18 protein-coding genes are annotated in these 19,643 nt (G+C 42.8%); 10 read left to right on the forward strand and 8 right to left on the reverse strand.

Features of this window, described 5'->3' with window-relative positions:
* Positions 1-613 precede the first annotated feature (613 nt).
* Genes H6G40_RS01320 through H6G40_RS01330 form a run of 3 tightly spaced genes read left to right on the forward strand, consistent with a single transcriptional unit; the run spans position 614 to position 2,493 of the window.
* A complete protein-coding gene (locus tag H6G40_RS01320; RefSeq protein ID WP_069473996.1) occupies positions 614-1,429 on the forward strand; it encodes a Ycf66 family protein in 816 nt (271 codons plus the stop codon).
* A 12-nt stretch (positions 1,430-1,441) separates the two neighbouring features.
* Complete coding sequence (locus H6G40_RS01325; protein WP_002732502.1) at positions 1,442-1,978, forward strand: TolB family protein; 537 nt, start codon at positions 1,442-1,444, stop codon at positions 1,976-1,978.
* Positions 1,975-2,493 (forward strand): TolB family protein, encoded by a 519-nt coding sequence (locus tag H6G40_RS01330; RefSeq protein WP_069473997.1) that lies wholly within the window; start codon positions 1,975-1,977, stop codon positions 2,491-2,493. Before H6G40_RS01325 ends, H6G40_RS01330 begins: the two co-directional genes overlap by 4 nt.
* Positions 2,494-2,659: 166 nt before the next feature.
* Here H6G40_RS01330 and H6G40_RS01335 read toward each other — a convergent pair whose 3' ends face one another.
* Both H6G40_RS01335 and H6G40_RS01340 read right to left on the reverse strand, forming a co-directional pair.
* Positions 2,660-3,757 carry a patatin-like phospholipase family protein gene (locus H6G40_RS01335; protein WP_002733778.1) on the reverse strand — a complete coding sequence of 366 codons (1,098 nt, stop codon included), beginning with the start codon at positions 3,755-3,757 and terminating at the stop codon, positions 2,660-2,662.
* Between the two features lie 423 nt (positions 3,758-4,180).
* Positions 4,181-5,470 (reverse strand): glucose-1-phosphate adenylyltransferase, encoded by a 1,290-nt coding sequence (locus tag H6G40_RS01340; RefSeq protein WP_069473998.1) that lies wholly within the window; start codon positions 5,468-5,470, stop codon positions 4,181-4,183.
* A 206-nt stretch (positions 5,471-5,676) separates the two neighbouring features.
* Here H6G40_RS01340 and H6G40_RS01345 point away from each other — a divergent pair, with 206 nt between their 5' ends.
* On the forward strand, positions 5,677-7,041 hold the full coding sequence (locus H6G40_RS01345) for a hypothetical protein (RefSeq protein WP_002733235.1): 1,365 nt from the start codon (positions 5,677-5,679) through the stop codon (positions 7,039-7,041).
* 187 nt (positions 7,042-7,228) lie between these two features.
* Here the strand turns inward: H6G40_RS01345 and H6G40_RS01350 are convergent, their stop codons facing one another.
* On the reverse strand, positions 7,229-8,740 hold the full coding sequence (locus tag H6G40_RS01350) for an ABC transporter permease subunit (RefSeq protein WP_069473999.1): 1,512 nt from the start codon (positions 8,738-8,740) through the stop codon (positions 7,229-7,231).
* Between the two features lie 198 nt (positions 8,741-8,938).
* Here H6G40_RS01350 and H6G40_RS01355 point away from each other — a divergent pair, with 198 nt between their 5' ends.
* The 6 genes from H6G40_RS01355 (at position 8,939) to H6G40_RS01380 (ending at position 13,208) form a co-directional block, all read left to right on the forward strand.
* Complete coding sequence (locus H6G40_RS01355) at positions 8,939-9,694, forward strand: amino acid ABC transporter ATP-binding protein (RefSeq protein ID WP_002741419.1); 756 nt, start codon at positions 8,939-8,941, stop codon at positions 9,692-9,694.
* A 2-nt stretch (positions 9,695-9,696) separates the two neighbouring features.
* Positions 9,697-9,960: a hypothetical protein gene (locus H6G40_RS01360; protein ID WP_190537151.1), complete on the forward strand. Its 264-nt coding sequence runs from the start codon at positions 9,697-9,699 to the stop codon at positions 9,958-9,960.
* A gap of 60 nt (positions 9,961-10,020) precedes the next feature.
* A complete protein-coding gene (locus tag H6G40_RS01365) occupies positions 10,021-10,371 on the forward strand; it encodes a slr0373 family blue light stress response protein (RefSeq protein WP_036395550.1) in 351 nt (116 codons plus the stop codon).
* A 79-nt stretch (positions 10,372-10,450) separates the two neighbouring features.
* On the forward strand, positions 10,451-11,962 hold the full coding sequence (ycf46, locus tag H6G40_RS01370; RefSeq protein ID WP_002731604.1) for a stress-responsive protein Ycf46: 1,512 nt from the start codon (positions 10,451-10,453) through the stop codon (positions 11,960-11,962).
* 135 nt (positions 11,963-12,097) lie between these two features.
* Positions 12,098-12,451: a DUF1257 domain-containing protein gene (locus H6G40_RS01375; protein ID WP_002731874.1), complete on the forward strand. Its 354-nt coding sequence runs from the start codon at positions 12,098-12,100 to the stop codon at positions 12,449-12,451.
* 100 nt (positions 12,452-12,551) lie between these two features.
* Positions 12,552-13,208: a class I SAM-dependent methyltransferase gene (locus H6G40_RS01380; RefSeq protein ID WP_002756909.1), complete on the forward strand. Its 657-nt coding sequence runs from the start codon at positions 12,552-12,554 to the stop codon at positions 13,206-13,208.
* A gap of 245 nt (positions 13,209-13,453) precedes the next feature.
* On the opposite strand, the gene lysS is transcribed toward H6G40_RS01380, so the two are convergent.
* From lysS to ald, 5 genes are all read right to left on the reverse strand, one after another.
* The gene (gene lysS, locus H6G40_RS01385) at positions 13,454-15,058 is read right to left on the reverse strand and encodes a lysine--tRNA ligase (protein ID WP_069474000.1); all 1,605 of its coding nucleotides are present in this window, start codon (positions 15,056-15,058) and stop codon (positions 13,454-13,456) included.
* Positions 15,059-15,891: 833 nt separating this feature from the next.
* The gene (locus H6G40_RS22980; protein WP_306766073.1) at positions 15,892-16,371 is read right to left on the reverse strand and encodes an HNH endonuclease; all 480 of its coding nucleotides are present in this window, start codon (positions 16,369-16,371) and stop codon (positions 15,892-15,894) included.
* Between the two features lie 21 nt (positions 16,372-16,392).
* Positions 16,393-17,235 (reverse strand): BsaWI family type II restriction enzyme, encoded by an 843-nt coding sequence (locus H6G40_RS01395; RefSeq protein WP_069474001.1) that lies wholly within the window; start codon positions 17,233-17,235, stop codon positions 16,393-16,395.
* Between the two features lie 12 nt (positions 17,236-17,247).
* Positions 17,248-18,264, reverse strand: a complete 1,017-nt coding sequence (dcm, locus tag H6G40_RS01400; protein ID WP_069474002.1) for a DNA (cytosine-5-)-methyltransferase — start codon at positions 18,262-18,264, stop codon at positions 17,248-17,250.
* 161 nt (positions 18,265-18,425) lie between these two features.
* Positions 18,426-19,511, reverse strand: coding sequence for an alanine dehydrogenase (gene ald / locus H6G40_RS01405; RefSeq protein WP_002732444.1), 1,086 nt, complete (start codon positions 19,509-19,511; stop codon positions 18,426-18,428).
* Positions 19,512-19,643 lie beyond the last annotated feature (132 nt).

The following is a 19,643-nucleotide window of genomic DNA, read 5'->3' on the forward strand; positions in this document are numbered from 1 at the left end:
ACCTTATTCTATGGATTGAATGGACTATGAATACAAACAGACTATATGTTCAGCCTGAATTATGATCATATTCTATGCTAATTCCCCCTTGGCTGGGTTAAGTTAATTTTATGATATGACAGAAAAATTTCTGTCTGAATCTTATTAAGATTAGGACTTAGGTACTTGACAAATTAACCATGATGTGCATCAAGGAAAATCCCTCCTTTCAGACTTGCGGCGATTAACTTCCCAAAGATAGCGATCGCTGAAAAGTGATCAAGAAATCACGTTAAAATGCCCGAAACCCATCTATCACATTTAGTCAATCCTGTCAATGGGTAACTTCTAAAGATTTTGTTAAAATCTCAGCCTTTTCAGTTATCAGTGATCAGTTATCAGATGTGAGTTTTCAGTTCACTGATTACTGTTTACTGTTTACTGATCACTGATAAAATCTCCGCACTCCCCTAACAATAGTTGTGTGAACGAGGGTGGTTAATATATTGCTGGACTTTGGGGTTAGAATATAGCTCGATGCCTAGAGTTAAAAACAGCAGGATTGCTTCTGAAAGCTGAGGGCTAGAGATAAAGACTCGATTCTTAAATTTAAGCACCGAGAAGGGAGATAAAGATGGTCAATTTTGGGCTGAATTCGGCCAGTATCTTAGGAATTTTTCTGGCAGTGGCCGGAGCCGGGTTATACTTCCTGCGCTCGGTGCGGCCGGAACTTTCCCGCGATCATGATATATTTTTTGCCGCCGTTGGGTTATTGTGCGGTTTAATTCTACTTTTTCAAGGGTGGCGACTGGATCCAATTTTGCAATTCGGACAATTTCTGCTGACTGGGGCAGCGGTGTTTTTTGCCTTCGAGACGGTAAAATTAAGGGGTTTAACCACGGAACAGGCCCGCCGCGGCACGTCTTTTGTGGATGAACGTCCTGTGAGTCGGGAATATCGGGCCGAATTGGAACCCCTCGACACCTACGAACCGGAGGAACGTTACGAAGATAATCCCCGTTTACGCGGTTACGATGATCCCCGCTCTTCCCGCACTTCTAGTTATCAGGACGAGGAACCCCGCAGCACCCGCACCCGTCGGCCGGCCGATACCGGCAGTCGCAAAACCGCTAATCGTCGTCCCCGCAATAGTTCCCCCACTAGCGATCGAGATGTTTATGATCAGCGCCGTAGCGGTGATGATTGGGAAGAAACCAGTTCCCGTCCCCGTCGTCGTCCCGCTAGTGAAGAGACGAGCAGTAAACCGCCCCGCACTAGCCAAAAACGTCGTCCTCGCCCAATAATTGAGGATGATCCGCCATTTAAAGGGGAATACGTCGATTATCAACCGATCGATTCTAGCGATACCGGCGATCGAGAAGATTGGCAGAGACCGGATAATAGTGAACGGGAGTCGAGTAATGATCATCCGACTAGGTTTGATTATTAAGGAGTAGGTCCGATGACCAAAGCTCCCTTTTTCCTGTTTATCTGCTTGTTTTTAGGGGTTATAGGCGGTTGTAATCTCAATAACCCCGGTTTATCTACAGGAACCCTCAATAGTCGCTATAATGACGAAAAACCTGCCCTGAGTGGTGATGGTCGTTGGCTGGCTTTGCTGTCTAATCGTCGCGGTAGTAATCAGATACTGCTGTATGACTTGCAGACAAAACAATACCAGACCCTAGGGGGATTATATACGGGTCAAGAAATTACCGATAGCCCTAGTTTAAGCCAAACGGGGCGTTATCTGGCTTATGTGGTGATTATTGAGGGTCGTCCCGTCATCGCTTTATATGATCGCATTACCGATCGTTCTGAGTTATTGAGTCAAAATTATCGCGGTTGGTTGCGAAATCCCCGTCTTAGTCCCGATGGTCGTTATCTTGTCTTTGAGTCCGCTCGTCGGGGACAATGGGATGTGGAGGTTCTCGATCGCGGTCCGAATATCGAGTTAGATATTGCCGATGGCAGTCCCGTTGAAAGTCCCAAACCGTGAAACGTCATTTTTTTATTAGTCTTGTTGCTGTAATTAGTTTGTTAACTGGATGTGCGGGTTATCCCAGTTTATTGTCTTTTCCTTTCGATCGAGGGGGGAGAAGTTTAAATAGTGCTGCTAGTGAATTAACTCCCTATCTTGCCTCTCGCTATCTCATTTTTGCTTCCGATCGCAATGGTTCCCAAGCTATCTATCTTTTTGATGCTATTGATCGCCGTTTATTGTCTTTACCCGGACTAAATTCTCTCGATCAGATCGCTTCTAGTCCTTCCATTAGTGAAGATGGTCGTTATATCGTTTTTACTGCTAGTCGTCAGGGAAAAACGGCTATTTATCTGTATGATCGACAAACTCAACAGAGAAGGGAAATTGCTCCCGATCTGCTCGCGGAAGTACGCAATCCGATCATCAGTGCCGATGGTTCTAAAGTGGCTTTTGAAGCGGCAAAAAATGGGCAATGGGATGTTATGATTTACGATCTATCTGGACGGGTATTAGTCAATGAAAATCAGTGATCATTAGACCTCTTGTAAAAATCAAAAATTGTTGTTAGGGTTAGGAGTCAGTAGCCAGTATTCAGTAGTCAGGAGAATTAAGAATGAATAATAATCAATTAAATAGTCTATTGACAGATTTCATGCTATTTAATCCTTATTTTTGCCGTTTTTGAAACCTCAAAAATTATCCTAAACCCATAGCTTTTAGTCGATGTTCTAGAAATTGTTTTCCCTGTTTTTCGCCGTCAGCGATCAGACGCTGGATATTGGCAGGAGAGCGATCAAGTTTACTTTCATAGTTGAGACTATTGGCTAATTCCGCAGACATTTCGATCATCGGGATATGGTAATCTTGATCGGGATCTTCTGGGAAAGATTTAGGAATTTTTAATGGTTCTGTTAATCCGATCTCGCTCAAAAATTCCTCTTTAAAGGCTCCTTTGAGAAATAATTGATTGAGAAAGTCAATCTGATCGAGACCTTGAAATAGGGAAACATTGCCTTCTAATTCATTACGGCGATCAGCAATATCATCGGATTGCACGGGGATCTTATCTCTAGAGGTGGGATTAATTTTAATTACCCAAATTTCATCGGGAATATTTTCGATTCCAACAAATTCACGGCGAATTAAAGAACGGATGGGGGGATTATCGGAAAATAGTCCATCCCAGTAGGCCATAGTTTCAATGGTGACAGCAGGAAAAATGTTAGGAACACAAGCAGAAGCTAGGATATGTTCAATTTTAACTGCTTCCTGGCGCGAGTTAAATTTACTTAACTTTCCTGTCAGGATATTACAGGCCCCAATTAATAAAACTGGGGGTTCTGGTTTAGCTCCCCAAGTGGCTAATTCCGAAAAGTCAATATGCGCTCTTAGTAACTGATCAAAGTTGGTAAAGCGACTGCGTAAACCGTAGGTAGCTATAGAAAATAAGGTTTTAGTAATCGGAGAGGAAGGACTGAGATTATACTGGGGAATTAATCCTTTGCTGGCCAATTCTAGAGCTTTAATAGCTGAGTCATTAAATAGTTGTTCTTGGGGAGTTCGAGCGCTATTATCTTCCCAAAAATCAATCATTCTTTTCCAAACGACGCTATCACCTTTTTTGAGAGCATACCAGGTGAAAAAGGCACAGATAGCACCGCCAGAAGTACCACTGAGACTGACAATATTAAAGTAATCTTGCACTTTATTGTCAAATAATGCTTTTAATGCACCGGCAGTAAAAGCAGTTTGACTGCCGCCTCCCTGACAAGCGATCGCGATTTTGGCTTTCATAAATATCCTTTGAATGGCTTCTATCTAAGCCCTAGGGCTTTAATTTAAGGTTAATTGATAAACTTAAAATCGGATGCAAAAATATAGAAATTTTTCTGATTTTCAGAAGAGCTGCTCGGGAGATTTTGCTATCACTTCTAGGAAAGGATAAGTAGGTAGGTATTAAAAACTTTCAGATGCCCCCCTTATTAAGGGGGGATTAAAGGGGGGACTAAGGGGGGATCGGCACCCCCCTTATCAAGGGGGCAGGGGGGATCGAACCTAAAATCCATTGTTAATTTAATTATAACCAGCTACTTAGGATTTCAAGAGAATTGTCTAGGTAATTAGCTGAAGCCATCAGCCTGCGGCTATATCCAAGCGATAATAACTAGAAAAATGGAAAAACTGATAACTGATAACTGATAACTGATAACTGATAGATTAAATCACCGTGCCGTCGGGAATAGTGGCATTTTTGAAAATAACCACGATGCCGCTGCGAACATAGAAACCTAAATCTTCGCGATTAGCTTCTTCCACACGATCCTTGTTAACAATTAAAACATTGGAACCAATGCGAGCATTTTTGTCCACAATTGCCCGACGAATAGTGGAACCAGGGCCAATACCCACGGGAATTTTGGCATTTCCGATCAGACTTTCCCGTTCGGGGAAAGACTCATAAAAGTCGGCTCCCATCAGCATTGTATCCTCGATCGTGCAGTCTTTGCCGACTCGACTACGAATACCTAAAATCGAGTGATGGATGCGACATTCTTTGAGAATACAACCTTCAGAAATCATCGATTCTGTCACCGTACAATTGAGCATTTTTGTGGGTGGCAGATAGCGAGAACGGGTATAGATGGGGGCTTTTTCGTCGTAGAAACTAAAGGCGGGATTTGGTTGTTGGGTCAAGGCGAGATTAGACTCATAAAAGGCCTCAATCGTCCCGATATCTTCCCAGTAACCCTTAAATAAATAAGCCTGAAGATTGTAGTCTTTAGCCGCCGAGGGAATAATTTCCTTGCCGAAATCGGTCTGTTCTTTATTGGCATCGAGCAGATCGATTAAAACATTCTTTTTAAAGACATAAATTCCCATGGAAGCGATGTAGGGACTTTGACGAGCTTGGTCGGGACTTAAGCCTAAAATCGTCGTATCTACCCGCATTCTTTCCAATTCTGGCCCTTTGGGTTTCTCATAAAAATCGACAATTCGCCCCGAATCATTAATTTTCATCACCCCAAAAGCGGAGGCCCGACGTTCATCGATGGGAACCACCGATAAAGTGATATCGGCGTTGGTTTCCCGATGGCGTTCGATGAACTTACCGTAGTCCATGCGATAGAGATGATCTCCGGAGAGAATTAGATATTCATCGATATCCCAATCCTTCATCGTCCAGATATATTGTCGTACTGCGTCGGCCGTGCCTTGGAACCATTGAGGATTCTCCATGGTTTGTTGAGCCGCCAAAACTTCCACGAAACCATCGCTAAAACCCGTAAAATTATAGGTACGATTGAGGTGACGATTGAGGGAAGCGGAATTAAATTGCGTCAACACATAGATTTTGTCAATCTGGGAGTTAATACAATTGCTGACGGGAATATCGATTAAGCGATATTTTCCCGCTAGGGGGACGGCAGGTTTTGCCCGCAGTTTCGTTAACGGATAAAGGCGAGTTCCGGCCCCGCCACCCAAAATAATAGCTAATACTTTTTTCACGCGCGTAACCCTCGCGATTGGCTGTTTCCTTCTCAAAGTAAGTGTAGGATGATAGCGCACCTTATTGATAGAGGGGAAACAAAAATCTAGATCCAAAAGTCATCAAGAGGGAATTGATCGGAGTCTTTGCGGATAAATTCGCTAAAATCATGAATTTTTGGGCTAAATCATTAATATTCACCTTTTTTCTTCCTTTACCTTACCTAATGCCCACCACGGTGACTGGCGATCGCTGTTCTTGGTTAGCCCAAGGTTCCGATGTACAGACTTTCGGTAAACAGGGCCAAAGCGGAAAAGCTGGCAAGATCGGCAGCCAAGGCAAAAATAGTGACAGTTTAACCCTTTTTCTCGATGGTTCTCCCCTAAAACTCGATATTTCAGGACAAAAAGGAATCGATGGTGAAAATGGCGGCAACGGCAGCGATGGCAACTGTAGCGGTCAACCTAGCAACGTCACACGAAATCTCCAGGCGGCCGGTGGTGGCAACGGTGGCAATGGGGGTAATGGTGGTGATGGGGGCAATGGCGGCGCTTTAACCCTCTATGCCACTAATTTAGATTTTTTAAGACAAGTAACGGTCAATGCGGCCGGAGGTGCCGGGGGTTTTGGGGGTCAGGGAGGCCAAGGAGGCAAGGGTTGTCGCTGTTCCCAACCTTTCTGGACAATTCAAACCTGCAGCGGTAGGCCGGGTGATGCCAATTATAGCTGTACCACCAGAGAATTTAGCTGTCAGGATGGTCTGGATGGGGCGACGGGTAATAGTGGTCGTAACGGTCGCGAGGGACGTTTAGGACAGTTAACTTTAATTCAAATTGATCGCCCTTTAACTGCCGATCAACCGAGCGCAACTGTTCCCCTTTCGGAGTTAAAAGAACGGGGTTATATTCTATCTAAAAATAGTTGGGAAACTCGTACTGGGGCAATGTCTTTATTTTCTCCCGGTTCCCTGATCGATGATCAATATCGGATTTTATTAGATCGATCGGAACGTTCTTTTATTTTAATTTGGAATGCCCCCCAAGAGTTTAACCGGTTTGCTAATCAGCGTTTTACTTTAACCCTTGATGCTCAAAAGGAAATGAAGGTAACTGTCCCCAGTGAATTGTGGATCGAGGGAACCACTCAAAAACGCAATAATGTTACGGAATTTGTCGTTTATAATGCTGTTTTTGAACGAGATGTCACCCAATTAGAAGCAAAAGGTATTACAGGAAATGGTACTGATTTAAGGCTTTTTCTCGAAGATAAAGCTTCCCAATCGAATTTAATTGGCACTAAATTTAAACTGCGTTATCGCGTCACTCGTTGGCAAGCAGACGACCTGCAAACCAGTCCCAGAACTGATTTTGTCACTCGCTATGAAGGAGATATGCCTGCTAATTTAATCCGACAGGAGGGCAATCAATTTATTCTGGATATCGGTCAATTACCCTTACCTGTGGAATCCTTGCGATCGGGTACGGGGGTAGAAATCGAGTTACTTGCTACTCGTTCTTTTGCCGGTTATTCCAAAGAACAAAAAATCGTCATCCGCGACACGATTAAAGGGGCAAATATGCCACGGAGATAAGTCAAAAAAGTTCCCTTCTCCTTTCTCCAGTGCAATGTTAAGTAGGTAGGCGTTAAAAATTATCAACTTACCTCGTCTATATTTCACATTTATTCAGCAAACCCTATCTAACTACCTCTTGCCTCTTGCCTATCCTAACCAAGAAATTAATTTTGCCCTATTACTTATCAGTTCCCATCTGTTGCGTCTAAGCTTTCTGTTCCTGTTTAGATTTATGTAGGGGATCCATATAAATCTCTAAGCGCTTAAATACCACAGAGGAAAGGGTAGTTAAAACCAAATAAACTACAGCAACAGCGATATAAATCTCGAAAGCTTTATAGGTAGTGGCCACCATTAATTGACCTTGCCGGAATAATTCTTCAAAACCGATTACTGCCGCTAAACTGGTATCTTTAATTAGGGTGATAAATTCATTCCCCAAGGGCGGCAACATCCGGCGAAAAGCTTGGGGAAAAATCACCTCGTGCATGGTTTGCACTGGGGACATCCCTAAACTAGAACAAGCTTCCCATTGACCATTATCGATCGATTGAATACCGCCGCGCATAATTTCAGCTAAATAGGCCGCTACATTTAAACTTAGGGCAAATAGGGCCGCCGGTAAACGATCTAAGTCGATATTTAAGCCAATTTCTCGGAACAACCCAGGCAAACCAAAATAGATCAAGAATAATTGCACCAGCATCGGTGTTCCCCGAAAGAAATCCACATAGATGCGGCAAATTATTTTTAACCATTTGTAGGGAGAAATCAGGGCAATAGCCACTAAAGTTCCGCCGATTAACCCGAACAGAAAAGACAGAACTGTTAACAGAATTGTCCAGGGAACCCCTTTCACAATCAGGTTATAGAATAATTCTCCCCAGTTAAACCTCGATTCCTGTAAATTCTTTAAAGCTGGGGCAACTAAGGGTAATTCTGGCGGTTTTTCTCCAAACCATTGCCTAAAAATAACATCGTACTGACCACTTTCTATAACTCGACCGAGAGCATCATTAATTAACTGGAGATAGGGGGAATTTTTGGGTAAAGCAATGCCGTAGAATTCCTCCGTTAATAATTCTCCGACCACCTTTACTCCCCTTAAACCCGCTTGTTTAATTGCATACAAAGTCACGGGTTTATCGTTAACTACCGCCTCAACTCGACCATTAATTAATTCCTGCAAAGCTAAAGCCGCCGAGTCAAATTGACTAACTGTTGCCCCCGGTATTTTCGCCGCTTCTAAGGCTCCTGTTGTGCCAATTTGGACGGCAATTCTTTTGCCTTTTAAGTCTTCAAAATTTTTAATCGTCTTATTATCTTCCCGAACAGCGATCGCTAAACCAGCCCTAAAATAAGGTCGAGAAAAAGAAATCGCTTGAGCGCGTTCGGCGGTGATGGTCATGCCACTAATAGCGGCTTCCACTGTTCTCGCTTGTAGAGCCGGAATAATGCCATCAAAGGGTAAATTTCTAAAGTCAATGTTGAGATCGGCTTCCTTGCCAATTGCCCGCATTAAATCGATATCAAACCCGGTTAATTGTCCCCCTTGTTGAAATTCAAAGGGTGGAAAAGTCGCTTCTGTGGCGACTCGAAAAGGATTAGGAGGAGTCTGAGAAAAAGCGGGAATAACAGTTAATCCGATCGCCAAAACTAATCCTAACAAGGCAAAGATGACTCTCTGCACCGCCCGCCCTCGCCAAAATTTAATCATTTTTTAATTGTTTCTCCTTGATTTTTTTACTCAATTAAGTTAAGGATTTTGTCCTACTCCTCACCTAAGACAGATGTAGAGAGACTATTTGAGTATTATGATTATTCCTCTTGATAAAATGTCGTCAAGGATACAATTTAGCAGAAACTAATCTGGATACTTTTATACAGAATCTAAAATTTTTTACGAGAGGACATCATGACCACTACCACCCCTGTGATTGTTAGTGAAGGTTTACGCAAAAGTTACGGCTCTTTAGAGGTACTTAAAGGAGTTACAGGCACTCTTTATCAAGGGGATGTGGTATCGGTAATCGGTCCCTCTGGCTGCGGCAAAAGTACCTTTTTACGCTGTCTCAATCGTTTGGAAACAATTAACGGCGGCCGCTTGGAGGTGATGGGGATTGACATCTCTTCCCCGAAGTTAAATCAATCGGTCCTCCGCAACTTACGCAGCCGGGTAAGTATGGTGTTTCAACACTTTAATCTTTTTCCCCATCTCACCGTTTTACAAAACTTGATGTTGGCCCCCAAGCAAGTGTTACACCACTCGGAAAATGAGGCTAAGGATACGGCAATTCATTATCTGGAAAAGGTGGGATTAGCACCAAAAGCCGATGTTTATCCCGACCAATTATCGGGAGGCCAAAAACAACGGGTGGCGATCGCTCGCAGTCTCTGCATGAAACCAGAGGTGATTTTATTTGATGAACCCACTTCGGCCCTAGATCCGGAATTAGTCGGGGAAGTGTTAAACGTCATGCGTCAATTGGCCGATGACGGTATGACTATGGTAGTCGTCACCCACGAAATGCAGTTCGCTAAGGAAGTCTCTAACAAGGTTTTGTTCTTTAATCAAGGTGTCATCGAAGAAGCAGGCGATCCCGACACCTTTTTTAATAATCCCCACAGCGAGCGCTTACAAGCCTTTTTAAGTCGCATCAATAGTAATTAGGGTTGGCTGAATTCAGGAGGCAAAAGACAGGAGACAGGAGACAGGAGGCAAAAGGCAAAAGGCAAAAGGCAAAAGGCAAAAGGCAAAAGGCAAAAGGCAAAAGGCAAAAGGCAAAAGGCAGCTTTATTCTCCCCACACCCTACACCCCACACCCTACACCCCACACCCTACACCCCACACCCTACACCCCACACCCCACACCCCACTTCCCCAACAATTGTAAAGAAATGTTACAATTATGCCGTTATAACAGCTTACCATCTTGACAGGAGAGAAAGACAGTGGTTATAGTAGAGACACATACCCGGGTAAACCAATTTAGTGATATGCAAGACAAGCAAAAAGTCACACTGTACCTTCCCCCTGGAGTCCATCGTCAACTGAAAATCAAAGCCGCGATCGATGAAGAATCGATGTCAGGGCTGGTGGAAAAAGCGATCGCTTTCTACCTAAAATACCCCGAAAAGGTAGAAGAAATCGAAGCCGCCGCCTACGGCAAAACCTATCAGGTTCATGTCTGTCCCGAGTGTGATGCCGCGTTAGTGATGAAAGAAGATCGGCTAAGGTCGATCAAACGCCAGCCCGCAATAGTGGGCGACGAGTTCCCGCTCGAAGTTCCCGAACCCGTTGGCGTTCAAGGAACCACAGAAGGAGAAGCAGCCTTAGTTCCCTGCTAAACTCTCAGTAGCCGAACAAGGCATCTACAGCCATCAGCCGCCCAAGGTCAAAACCGTTACCACAAATAGGGTCGATGTTATGAAAGAAGAGCTAGGAATTCTCGTCAAGGCTCAGTATCCCCTGATTTACCTCGTCACCTCCGAGGAGGAAAGGGCGGAAGAAGCCATCAGCAAAATAGCCCAACTAAATACACAACATCGACGGGTGTTTGTCTGGACTGTCACCCACGGCATGATCGAACTGGGTCAACCGCGCCAAACCAGTCAACATAATACCGTGTCGCCAGAAGCGGCGATCGAATGGGTAGTGCGTCAACGGGAAGGGGGTATCTACATCTTTAAAGACCTGCATCCGTTCATCACTTCTGCTCCGGTGACTCGCTGGTTAAGAGATGCGATCGCCAGCTTTAAAGGAACCGAAAAAATCATTATTTTAATGTCTCCCCTGCAAGAAGTCCCTATAGAACTAGAGAAAGACGTGGTAGTTCTAGATTTTCCTCTGCCGGACATGGGAGAGTTGGATACGGTTCTCTCTCAACATCTAGGCAAAAATCAAAATCGTCGTACCACCACAGAGGTGCGGGAAAAACTGCTGAAAGCGGCCTTGGGTTTAACCAAAGATGAAGCCGAAAAAGTTTACCGCAAGGCCTATGTAAAAGCCAACAAATTAACGGAAGACGAGGTAGAAATCGTCCTTTCCGAGAAAAAACAACTGATTCGCCGCAACGGAATTTTAGAATACATTGAAGAGGACGAGACCATCAATGCCGTCGGCGGTCTGGAAGAATTAAAAAGATGGTTAAAACAGCGCTCGAACGCCTTTACAGAAAGAGCCAGAGGTTACGGACTCCCCCAACCGAAAGGAATGCTAATTTTAGGAGTACCGGGCTGTGGTAAGTCCTTAATTGCCAAGACCACCTCGCGCCTCTGGAGTTTACCGCTCCTGCGCTTAGATATGGGACGGGTTTACGATGGTTCCATGGTGGGACGGTCCGAGGCCAACCTGCGTAATGCCTTAAAAACTGCCGAATCCATCTCTCCGGCCATTCTTTTCATCGATGAATTAGATAAAGCTTTTGCCGGTGGTACAGGATCCGCCGATTCCGATGGGGGAACCTCTAGCCGCATCTTCGGCTCCTTCCTGACTTGGATGCAGGAAAAAACCTCGCCCGTCTTCGTTATGGCCACAGCTAACCGGATTGAACGGCTACCCGGGGAATTTCTCCGCAAGGGGCGCTTCGATGAAATCTTCTTTGTCGATTTGCCCAATTCCGAAGAAAGACAAGATATCTTTAATATTCACCTGACTAAACGACGCTCCGACATTTCTCGCTTCGATTTGGAGCAGTTAGCCAAGGTATCCGATGGGTTTTCCGGTGCGGAAATAGAACAGGCGCTCATTGCCGCCATGTATGAGGCCTTCGCCCAAGATCGCGAATTCACGCAATTAGACATTATTGCGGCGATTAAGGCGACTCTGCCCCTATCTCGCACCATGACCGAACAGGTAACTGCCCTGCGTGATTGGGCCAGACAACGCGCCCGACCTGCTTCGGCCTCCGTCGCTGAGTACCAGCGATTGGAGTTCTAACAGACTTTCGCCCGCTCCCAACGGGATGAAAGGCTAGTTCTCAGGGACTAGCAATGCCTCGAAAAGCCGCTTGGCGGCACTCTTTAACTCTCAATCTGTTGTTGTTAATTCTTAATCTACAAAGAGGAAATTCCAATGTCTCATTTCAGCACTCTCCGGACCAAAATCACCGATGCCGAAATCCTCAAAGCTTCTCTCCGCGACCTCGGCATTAGCGTGAAAACCGAAGCCGATGTTCGTGGTTACAACGGTCAACGGGTTCGCTCTGACATCGTTGCTGTTCTCGATGGCGAATATGATCTCGGTTGGTCCCGCAATACCGACGGCAGTTTTGATTTAATCGCTGACCTCTGGGGTGTGGCCAAAAAACACAATCAAACCGAATTGATCAACTCGATCAACCAAAAATACGCTGTGAACAAAACCCTATCCGAAGTGAAACAGCGCGGTCTGCAAAACGCTAACGTTAAGCTAGTCGTTCAAAGCTAAGATTTACAGCGCGTTCCCAAGCCTAGGGGTTGACCAGTTCGGTTAACCCTTTTTTCTGTCTGTGGGGTATGTTAAGAATAGTAAAATTAACTTGACAAAAATGCTCCGACCCGAAGAAAGAACTAAACTCGATCCGACCAAAGACAGCGATTTTTATGCTTTTCCCCGCTTTGTCACCCACGTGGATGAGGGTTTTATCGATCGATTAACCGCTCTCTATCGAGAGATATTATCGCCGAATACGCGCATTTTAGACCTGATGAGCAGCTGGGTGTCCCATTTACCGGAGGAGATGGAATTTGAGCATATCGAAGGTCACGGGATGAATGGGGAGGAGTTAGCCAAAAATCCCCGCTTGCATAGTTATTTTGTCCAAGACCTCAATGCACAGCCAAAATTGCCCCTAGGGGATAGTTCTTTTGATGCGGTGTTAATCACGGTGTCGGTGCAGTATTTGCAGTATCCAGAGGCGATTTTTGCGGAACTGTATCGCATTTTAAAGCCTAATGGTCTGGTGGTGGTCAGTTTTTCCAATCGAATGTTTTATCAAAAAGCGATCGCTGCTTGGCGCGATAATAGCGATTTAGGCCGGGTAGCGTTAGTGAAATCCTATTTTAAATCGGTGGCGGGATTTAGGGAAGTACAGGCGATCGTTCGTCCTGCTACTACCCCCAGTTTCCTGCAAATGTTAGGAATTATGGTTGCTGATCCCTTCTATGCAGTGATAGGAAAAAAAGAATCTTCTCTAGGATTATAATCACCGTTAACAATCAGATGGCTATTCCGATAATATCTGTAATTCGTTGGAATAGCCTATTTGATCTCTCCTGGTTTGTTGTTCACTTGTGTTGGATGTAATTCCTCCGCAAACTGTAAACTAAGAGATTTGTGTAAGTATTGCCAGAGGATTTAACGAATACTTACAAGAATATCTCGATCTACAATATCAACTGATAATGCAAACTGGTGTAAGTACTCTCTAAAGTTGTTGAACATCAATAATTACCTCGAAATCGTTGGCATTTTTTCAAGAAAACCTACTACATTTTTTATTCTATCAATCACAAAATCACGCTCTAAATATGACAGCAAAGCTCCAGCTTTTGGCCCACGCTCTTTACCTAAGAACGATAAATAAACAGCTTTAAATGCAAGGGGTTGCTGCATTTCTAACTCTTTTGCTGTTGCAAATAAAGTTGTTTGCAATTCGTCAGCTTCCCAAACCTTAACATCTGTCAAGCTATGAGTTAGCTGTCTGAGATAAGCAACCTGCTCCTGAGTCAAGTCCCTAACTTTCTCAGGAACCCTGTCAAGATAAAGAACCAATTTCTCTTCTTCGTCAGCATAGTCCGCCAACCATTTTTGGGCAACTGAAATCCTTTGATTGGCAATTTGCCAATCATATTCGCTTAAAGGCTGAGTACTACGTTTTTCAATCTCTTGACGAATATCGAGGTGAGGCACTTGCAGTAAAGAAATCAGCGTGCTGAGATCAACAGGATGGTAAGGCTTAATTGCTCCATCAAGTTGAGAGTAAAACAATGGCATTAACTCTTCAGGCAAAGCAGATTCTTGCTGGGCATCTGCTGATAAAGCTTGATACTTATCAGCTAGAGAATCGTAGTCTCTAAATAGCCTGGTTGTCGTTTCATAATTGGGCGCAAAGTTAATAACCGTCTTAGGCTGAGTTCGTAGCATTAAAAATCGAAGTAGCTCAGGAGGAAGTAACTCAGCGATTTCTTTGGCGCTTGAACCAACCCCCTTTGATGAACTCATCTTCGTGCCATTGACCAAAATGAATTCGTAGGGTGAATGGAAAGGTGGCTGTTTTCGTAGCACTTTTCGACAAATTGCATTCGCAACATCTCTAGATCCTCCTTTCTGGGAGTGATCTTTACCCGCAAGCTCAATGGTGATTCCCAATAAATCCCACTTTGCCACCCACTCAACTTTCCAAGGTAATTTACCATTGCCATCAAAAGGAGAAACCCAGCCTGAATGACCACAACCTTGAACCCAATCCGTTGCATCAGGTTTGCAAGTGTAGAAAACTTCTGACCCGTTGTAATCTGACACCACCGTTGTTGCAATCTTGCCGCAATTTTCACAAGCGATCTGAAAGGGATACCAGTTATCTGGCCGACGCGCTTTGCTCACCTCTAGATAGGCTTCTCTGACCAAATGAGCGTTTTTGAGGAAGGTATCAATGTAGGAATTTAATCGACCTGAGCGGTATAGATCACGCAAATAGTAAACCTCTGGTCTAACCCCCAAATGCTCGAAAACCTCTAGAAACTCCCCCATGAAGTACTTTGCATAATCGCTGGCACTATTGTCCGGTGAAGGGACATTGCAAAGGGGAAACCCTAAGTAAGGTGCAAACTTCTCTCGATCGAGATAATGGGGAACAGTATCAAGTGCATCATAATCATCAACACCATAGAGGAATTTCGATGATTTACCAGAATGTTTCAAGGCTCGATAAATCACATCATGGATCACAACCCCTCTCAACGATCCAACATGAACTCTTCCAGATGGGGTTTTTGAATCGTTGACAACTTGGTTTCCTTGTGCATCCGCAGCAATTTTGTCGGCCCAAAACATGAATTAACCTTATCTATCTACAGTCTTTACATTTTACATTCTAAAGGAATATCTAACACTTGACATAGTGAGTTATCTGGAGTAGGTCGAGATGAGGTGTAAATCTTTAGCGTGGGTTCAGGGGATCGTCTTCTTTGTGCCATTTAACCTCAAGACAAGATATCTTTAATATTCCTCGACTTCCCCCGTATAAACATACTAACTATGGCTAAAAGTCTTACAGAGCCTGAGTTAAATCAACACAATACTAATGGACTACTGGACACAAAATCCTGAAGTCTTTACGCGGATAGGGTTTGAGGCAAAAACTTTCAAATTTGACCTTTGGACCGTTATACCTTGTTTCAGGGCAGAAAACCAGCAAAAACATGGCTACAGAGGGAATCGCTTACTCTAGAGATTAATGACACTATCTGTTACCATCAGGTTAGCGATCACTATACAGCCAACTCTACGGAATCGCTCTACTCCAGATATAGTCAACGGTACAGCCATTTTTAAGCGAACAATGTACTCAGTAGCCTCTTTTCAATTTTTTCTGAGAAGCGACCTGCAGTAAGGGTTTTGTTGATTTTTTAGTATTTATGTATGGGGGAAGTCCAGATATATTTTCAAATCCTCGAATAGCAGATTTTTTATTAGTTATATAAATATGTTGATCAATATTCTTGATCTCCTTATTTTTGAGAAAAATATAGATAACCGCATAGGTCAGAAATGTTGAATCCTTAGATAAAACTTTATACACAAGCTGAAATTGCAAAAGTGTTTTAGACAAACTCAATTATAAACAAAGTAGTGCAATTGAGAATTTAACTTATCTTATCCTATTTTTAGCCCTGAAATATATGATAGCGATGATAGTTTAAAAAATCCAAATCCGGTGAGAAGCGATCGGGAACATTTAAAGTTTTACCGCGATAGTTGATAAAATTTAGTTCTAACGTCTCGCTACCTTGATCCCGAGCCTTTTTTTCGATCTCATGGCCAATAATTAATCTTAAATCCTCATCGAAACTAATTAAACCTCGATCGAAAGCAGTATCATGAGTACGAGCTAGGCACAGGCCATTATGAGGGTTTAAACGCTGTTCGGGAAATTGACTCCAGGGTAATATATGACTAGCTGTTAGTAACAGAGGAATGGGATTTCCTGTAATACAGCAACGATAGTTATATAGGGCTAAAATTGTCTTTCTAAAAAAGTTTTGTCCGATTCTAACTTTTCTGATTGCCTCGGTTTCTGTTTTGATATTTTCCGAAAAATCAAGTCTAGTAAAATCCTCTTGCTGCTCGTTTATAACTCCTAAAATAACGTGTAATTTTTCCTGACTTTACAGTTTAAAAAAGTCTCTAACAAAATCTACTAATTCTGATAAGGGACTAATAAAATCTTGGGATTTTTGTCTATTTAAATCTGTCTCTTTTTCATTATCTAATTTTTTGGCCAAAAATGCTTTATCAAAAAATTTTAACATTCCTCGTTGTTGAGGATTGTTAATTTCGTTGTAAAAATTAACTGTAACAAAACAGATAAGAGGAATTTCTGGAACATTATAGTTAATGCCGTATTTTTCCTTAATTTTAGAACCATGCTCATTAGCTATTTCTAACAAAAGTTTCCATTTATAGGTTTGCGATGCTCTTTCTCGCAAAGAAGTTTTTAACGATAAAATTATACATTTAGGATAGGGTATTTCTTGATTATTACCATCACTTATATTTGCAGAAGTATGGTAAGAATAAATGATCAAATCACAATCTGGTTTTTGTTGTTCTCCATCACCCAATTTAATAGTGGATATATTTTCAAATCCTCGAACAGCAGATTTTTTATTAGTTATATAAATATGTTGATCAATATTCTTGATCTCCTTATTTTTGAGAAAAATATAGATAACCGCATAGGGAAATATGTTTCCTACCACAGCTTTGGCAGTTTGTTTTTCATCTTTAATCAATCCCCGAAGCTTTCTTTGTTTAATAATTTTTTCTACTTCATCTTTTGAGCCTTGAATAACTTCATAGAGATAATTGAAAGCATTTTGATATATCTCTACATCTTGAATTGCTAAAATAGCGTCTATTTTCGAGATCACCGGTTGCATATAATAAGCATTCTTAATTGTCTCGATTAATTCATTTTCCTGAACATTAAAGCTATAGATATCACTCATAAATCTTTAGGACTAAAAAACTAGGGCAAGTTCTAATTGTTTGATAATTGCATTTTTGCGAGATGAATCAAGCAAATTTTTCTGATCTAAAATAGGATTATTCAGACTTAGCAATATCTCCCTTCCTATTGCCTCTACTACAGGAGGTACAACCGCATTACCAAACTGTTTATAAGCTTGATTATCAGATACAGGAATAATAAATTTTTCAGGAAATCCCATCAATCTTGCACATTCTCTTGGTGTTAGACGACGGGGATTTTTTCCCTGTTGAGGGATCAAAATTTCGGAACCATCTTTATAATATCTAGCACTCAAAGTTCTGGCAATTCCCTCTAAATTAACCAATCCATAACCGAAACCATTCCCTTTTTCTTTATGTTTATCAGCATACTTCTGTAAGTAATCCCAGAGATGATCTGTTAAAGTATATTTACTATCAACTTCCCCTTCAAGAATATCTTTAATTTTAGGATGAATATCTGGTATTTCTGGAAACATAAATCGGCTAGGTTTCTCAAACCCCACTATAAAAATTCTTTTTCTGTTCTGGGGAACAAGAGAACGAGCATCTATGACCTGATAATAAATATGATAATTTAAATCATCTGATAGGGCATTTCTAATCACTTCAAATGTTTTACCCTTGTCATGACTCTGTAAATTTTTGACATTTTCCAAAATAAATGCTTTCGGTCTTTTTTCTCGAATAATTCTGACAACCTCGAAAAAAAGTGTTCCTTGAGTGGGATGATCAAATCCATGGCGAGTACCTAACGCATTGTGTTTAGTTACTCCAGCTATGCTAAAAGGCTGACAGGGAAACCCAGCCGTCAATATATCATGATCTGGTATTGTTAAAGCGGGAATTAAAGTAATATCTCCTTCGGGACTATCGTTAAAATTGGCTTCGTAGGTTTTTCGAGAAAATTTATTCCACTCCGATGAAAAAACACACTGACAACCCAGATTTTCAAAAGCTATTCTAAAGCCTCCAATGCCGGCAAATAAATCGATAAATTTGACCATTTTACCTTAATATTTTCCTAGGGATGATATTCCCTGATTATAACCAACAAGATAGCTAAAGTACAAGTGAATTAACCATCTTAATCCTGTTTTAATTGTTAAGATAGATACGACTGATTTTCCTAGCAGCCCAAAATAATTCAGTCGCACCTTTTTGACATTCAAATCAAATCGGGAAAAACTTCGCGCACTGCTGGATGAATTAACCGATGATTGGCGACATTTAACCCCTTAGCGAGGGAAACATCTTGATCCAAGGCTTTTACTCCATGGTCGGCTAATTTAATAACGTAGGGTAGGGTACTATTATTTAAAGCTTGAGTTGCCGTCCAGGGTACTGCTCCTGGCATATTAGGGACACCATAATGTACTACTCCCGACTCCAAGTAAGTCGGTTGACTGTGGGAAGTGGCCCGCAGAGTTTCCACGCAGCCCCCTTGGTCTACTGCCACATCGACAATTACAGAACCAGGGTTCATTTTGGCGACTAAAGAGCGAGAAACCAGCGTCGGCGCTCGTTTTCCTAAGACTAGCACTGCCCCAATCAATAAATCAGCCCTAGGAACCACATTTTCTAATTGTGCCGGGCTACTATAAAGCAATTCTACCCTGGAACCGAATAAAGTCTCTAAATAGGCCAAGCGATCGACGTTAATATCTAAAATAGTTACTTTTGCCCCCATACCGATGGCAATTCTGGCCGCTTCCGTACCCACCACACCCCCGCCAAGGATAACCACTTGTCCAGGACTCACCCCGGGGAAACCCCCCAGTAAAACTCCCCTACCTCCCTGTTGTTTTTCCAGATAGCGGGCCCCAAATTGTACCGAAAGACGACCGGCAATAACACTCATGGGAGTCAAGAGAGGCAAGCGACCATCAGCAAGCTCGACCGTTTCATAAGCGATCGCAGTTGTTCCCGACTCGATTAATGCTTCCGTTAAATAGCGCTCGGCCGCTAGGTGTAAATAGGTGAATAGGAGAGCTTCCTTGTTTAAAAAGCCGTATTCTGCCTTAAGCGGCTCTTTTACCTTGATAATTAGCGGTTTATCCCAAACTTGTGCCGCTTTTTCCACAATTTTGGCCCCGGCTTTTTGGTAATCCTCATCGCTGAATCCAGCACCCAATCCGGCGGCCGTTTCCACGAATACCCTATGACCGCGATCATTGAGTACACGCACACTACTGGGACTTAAACCGACGCGAAACTCTTGATCTTTAATCTCTTTGGGAACACCTATTTCCATGGTTTGCTTCTGGGGGACTATTTCTAACTAGGGTATGCTGAAAAAGTTTTTCGGTGGGGGTAGGGTGTGGGGTGTAGGGTGTAGGGTTTTAGCCATTTTCAGGGGAAAAGTCCCGGAATTTCCCCCCGGATC

It is taken from the genome of Microcystis viridis FACHB-1342 (assembly GCF_014698335.1).
GTDB lineage: Bacteria > Cyanobacteriota > Cyanobacteriia > Cyanobacteriales > Microcystaceae > Microcystis > Microcystis ichthyoblabe_A.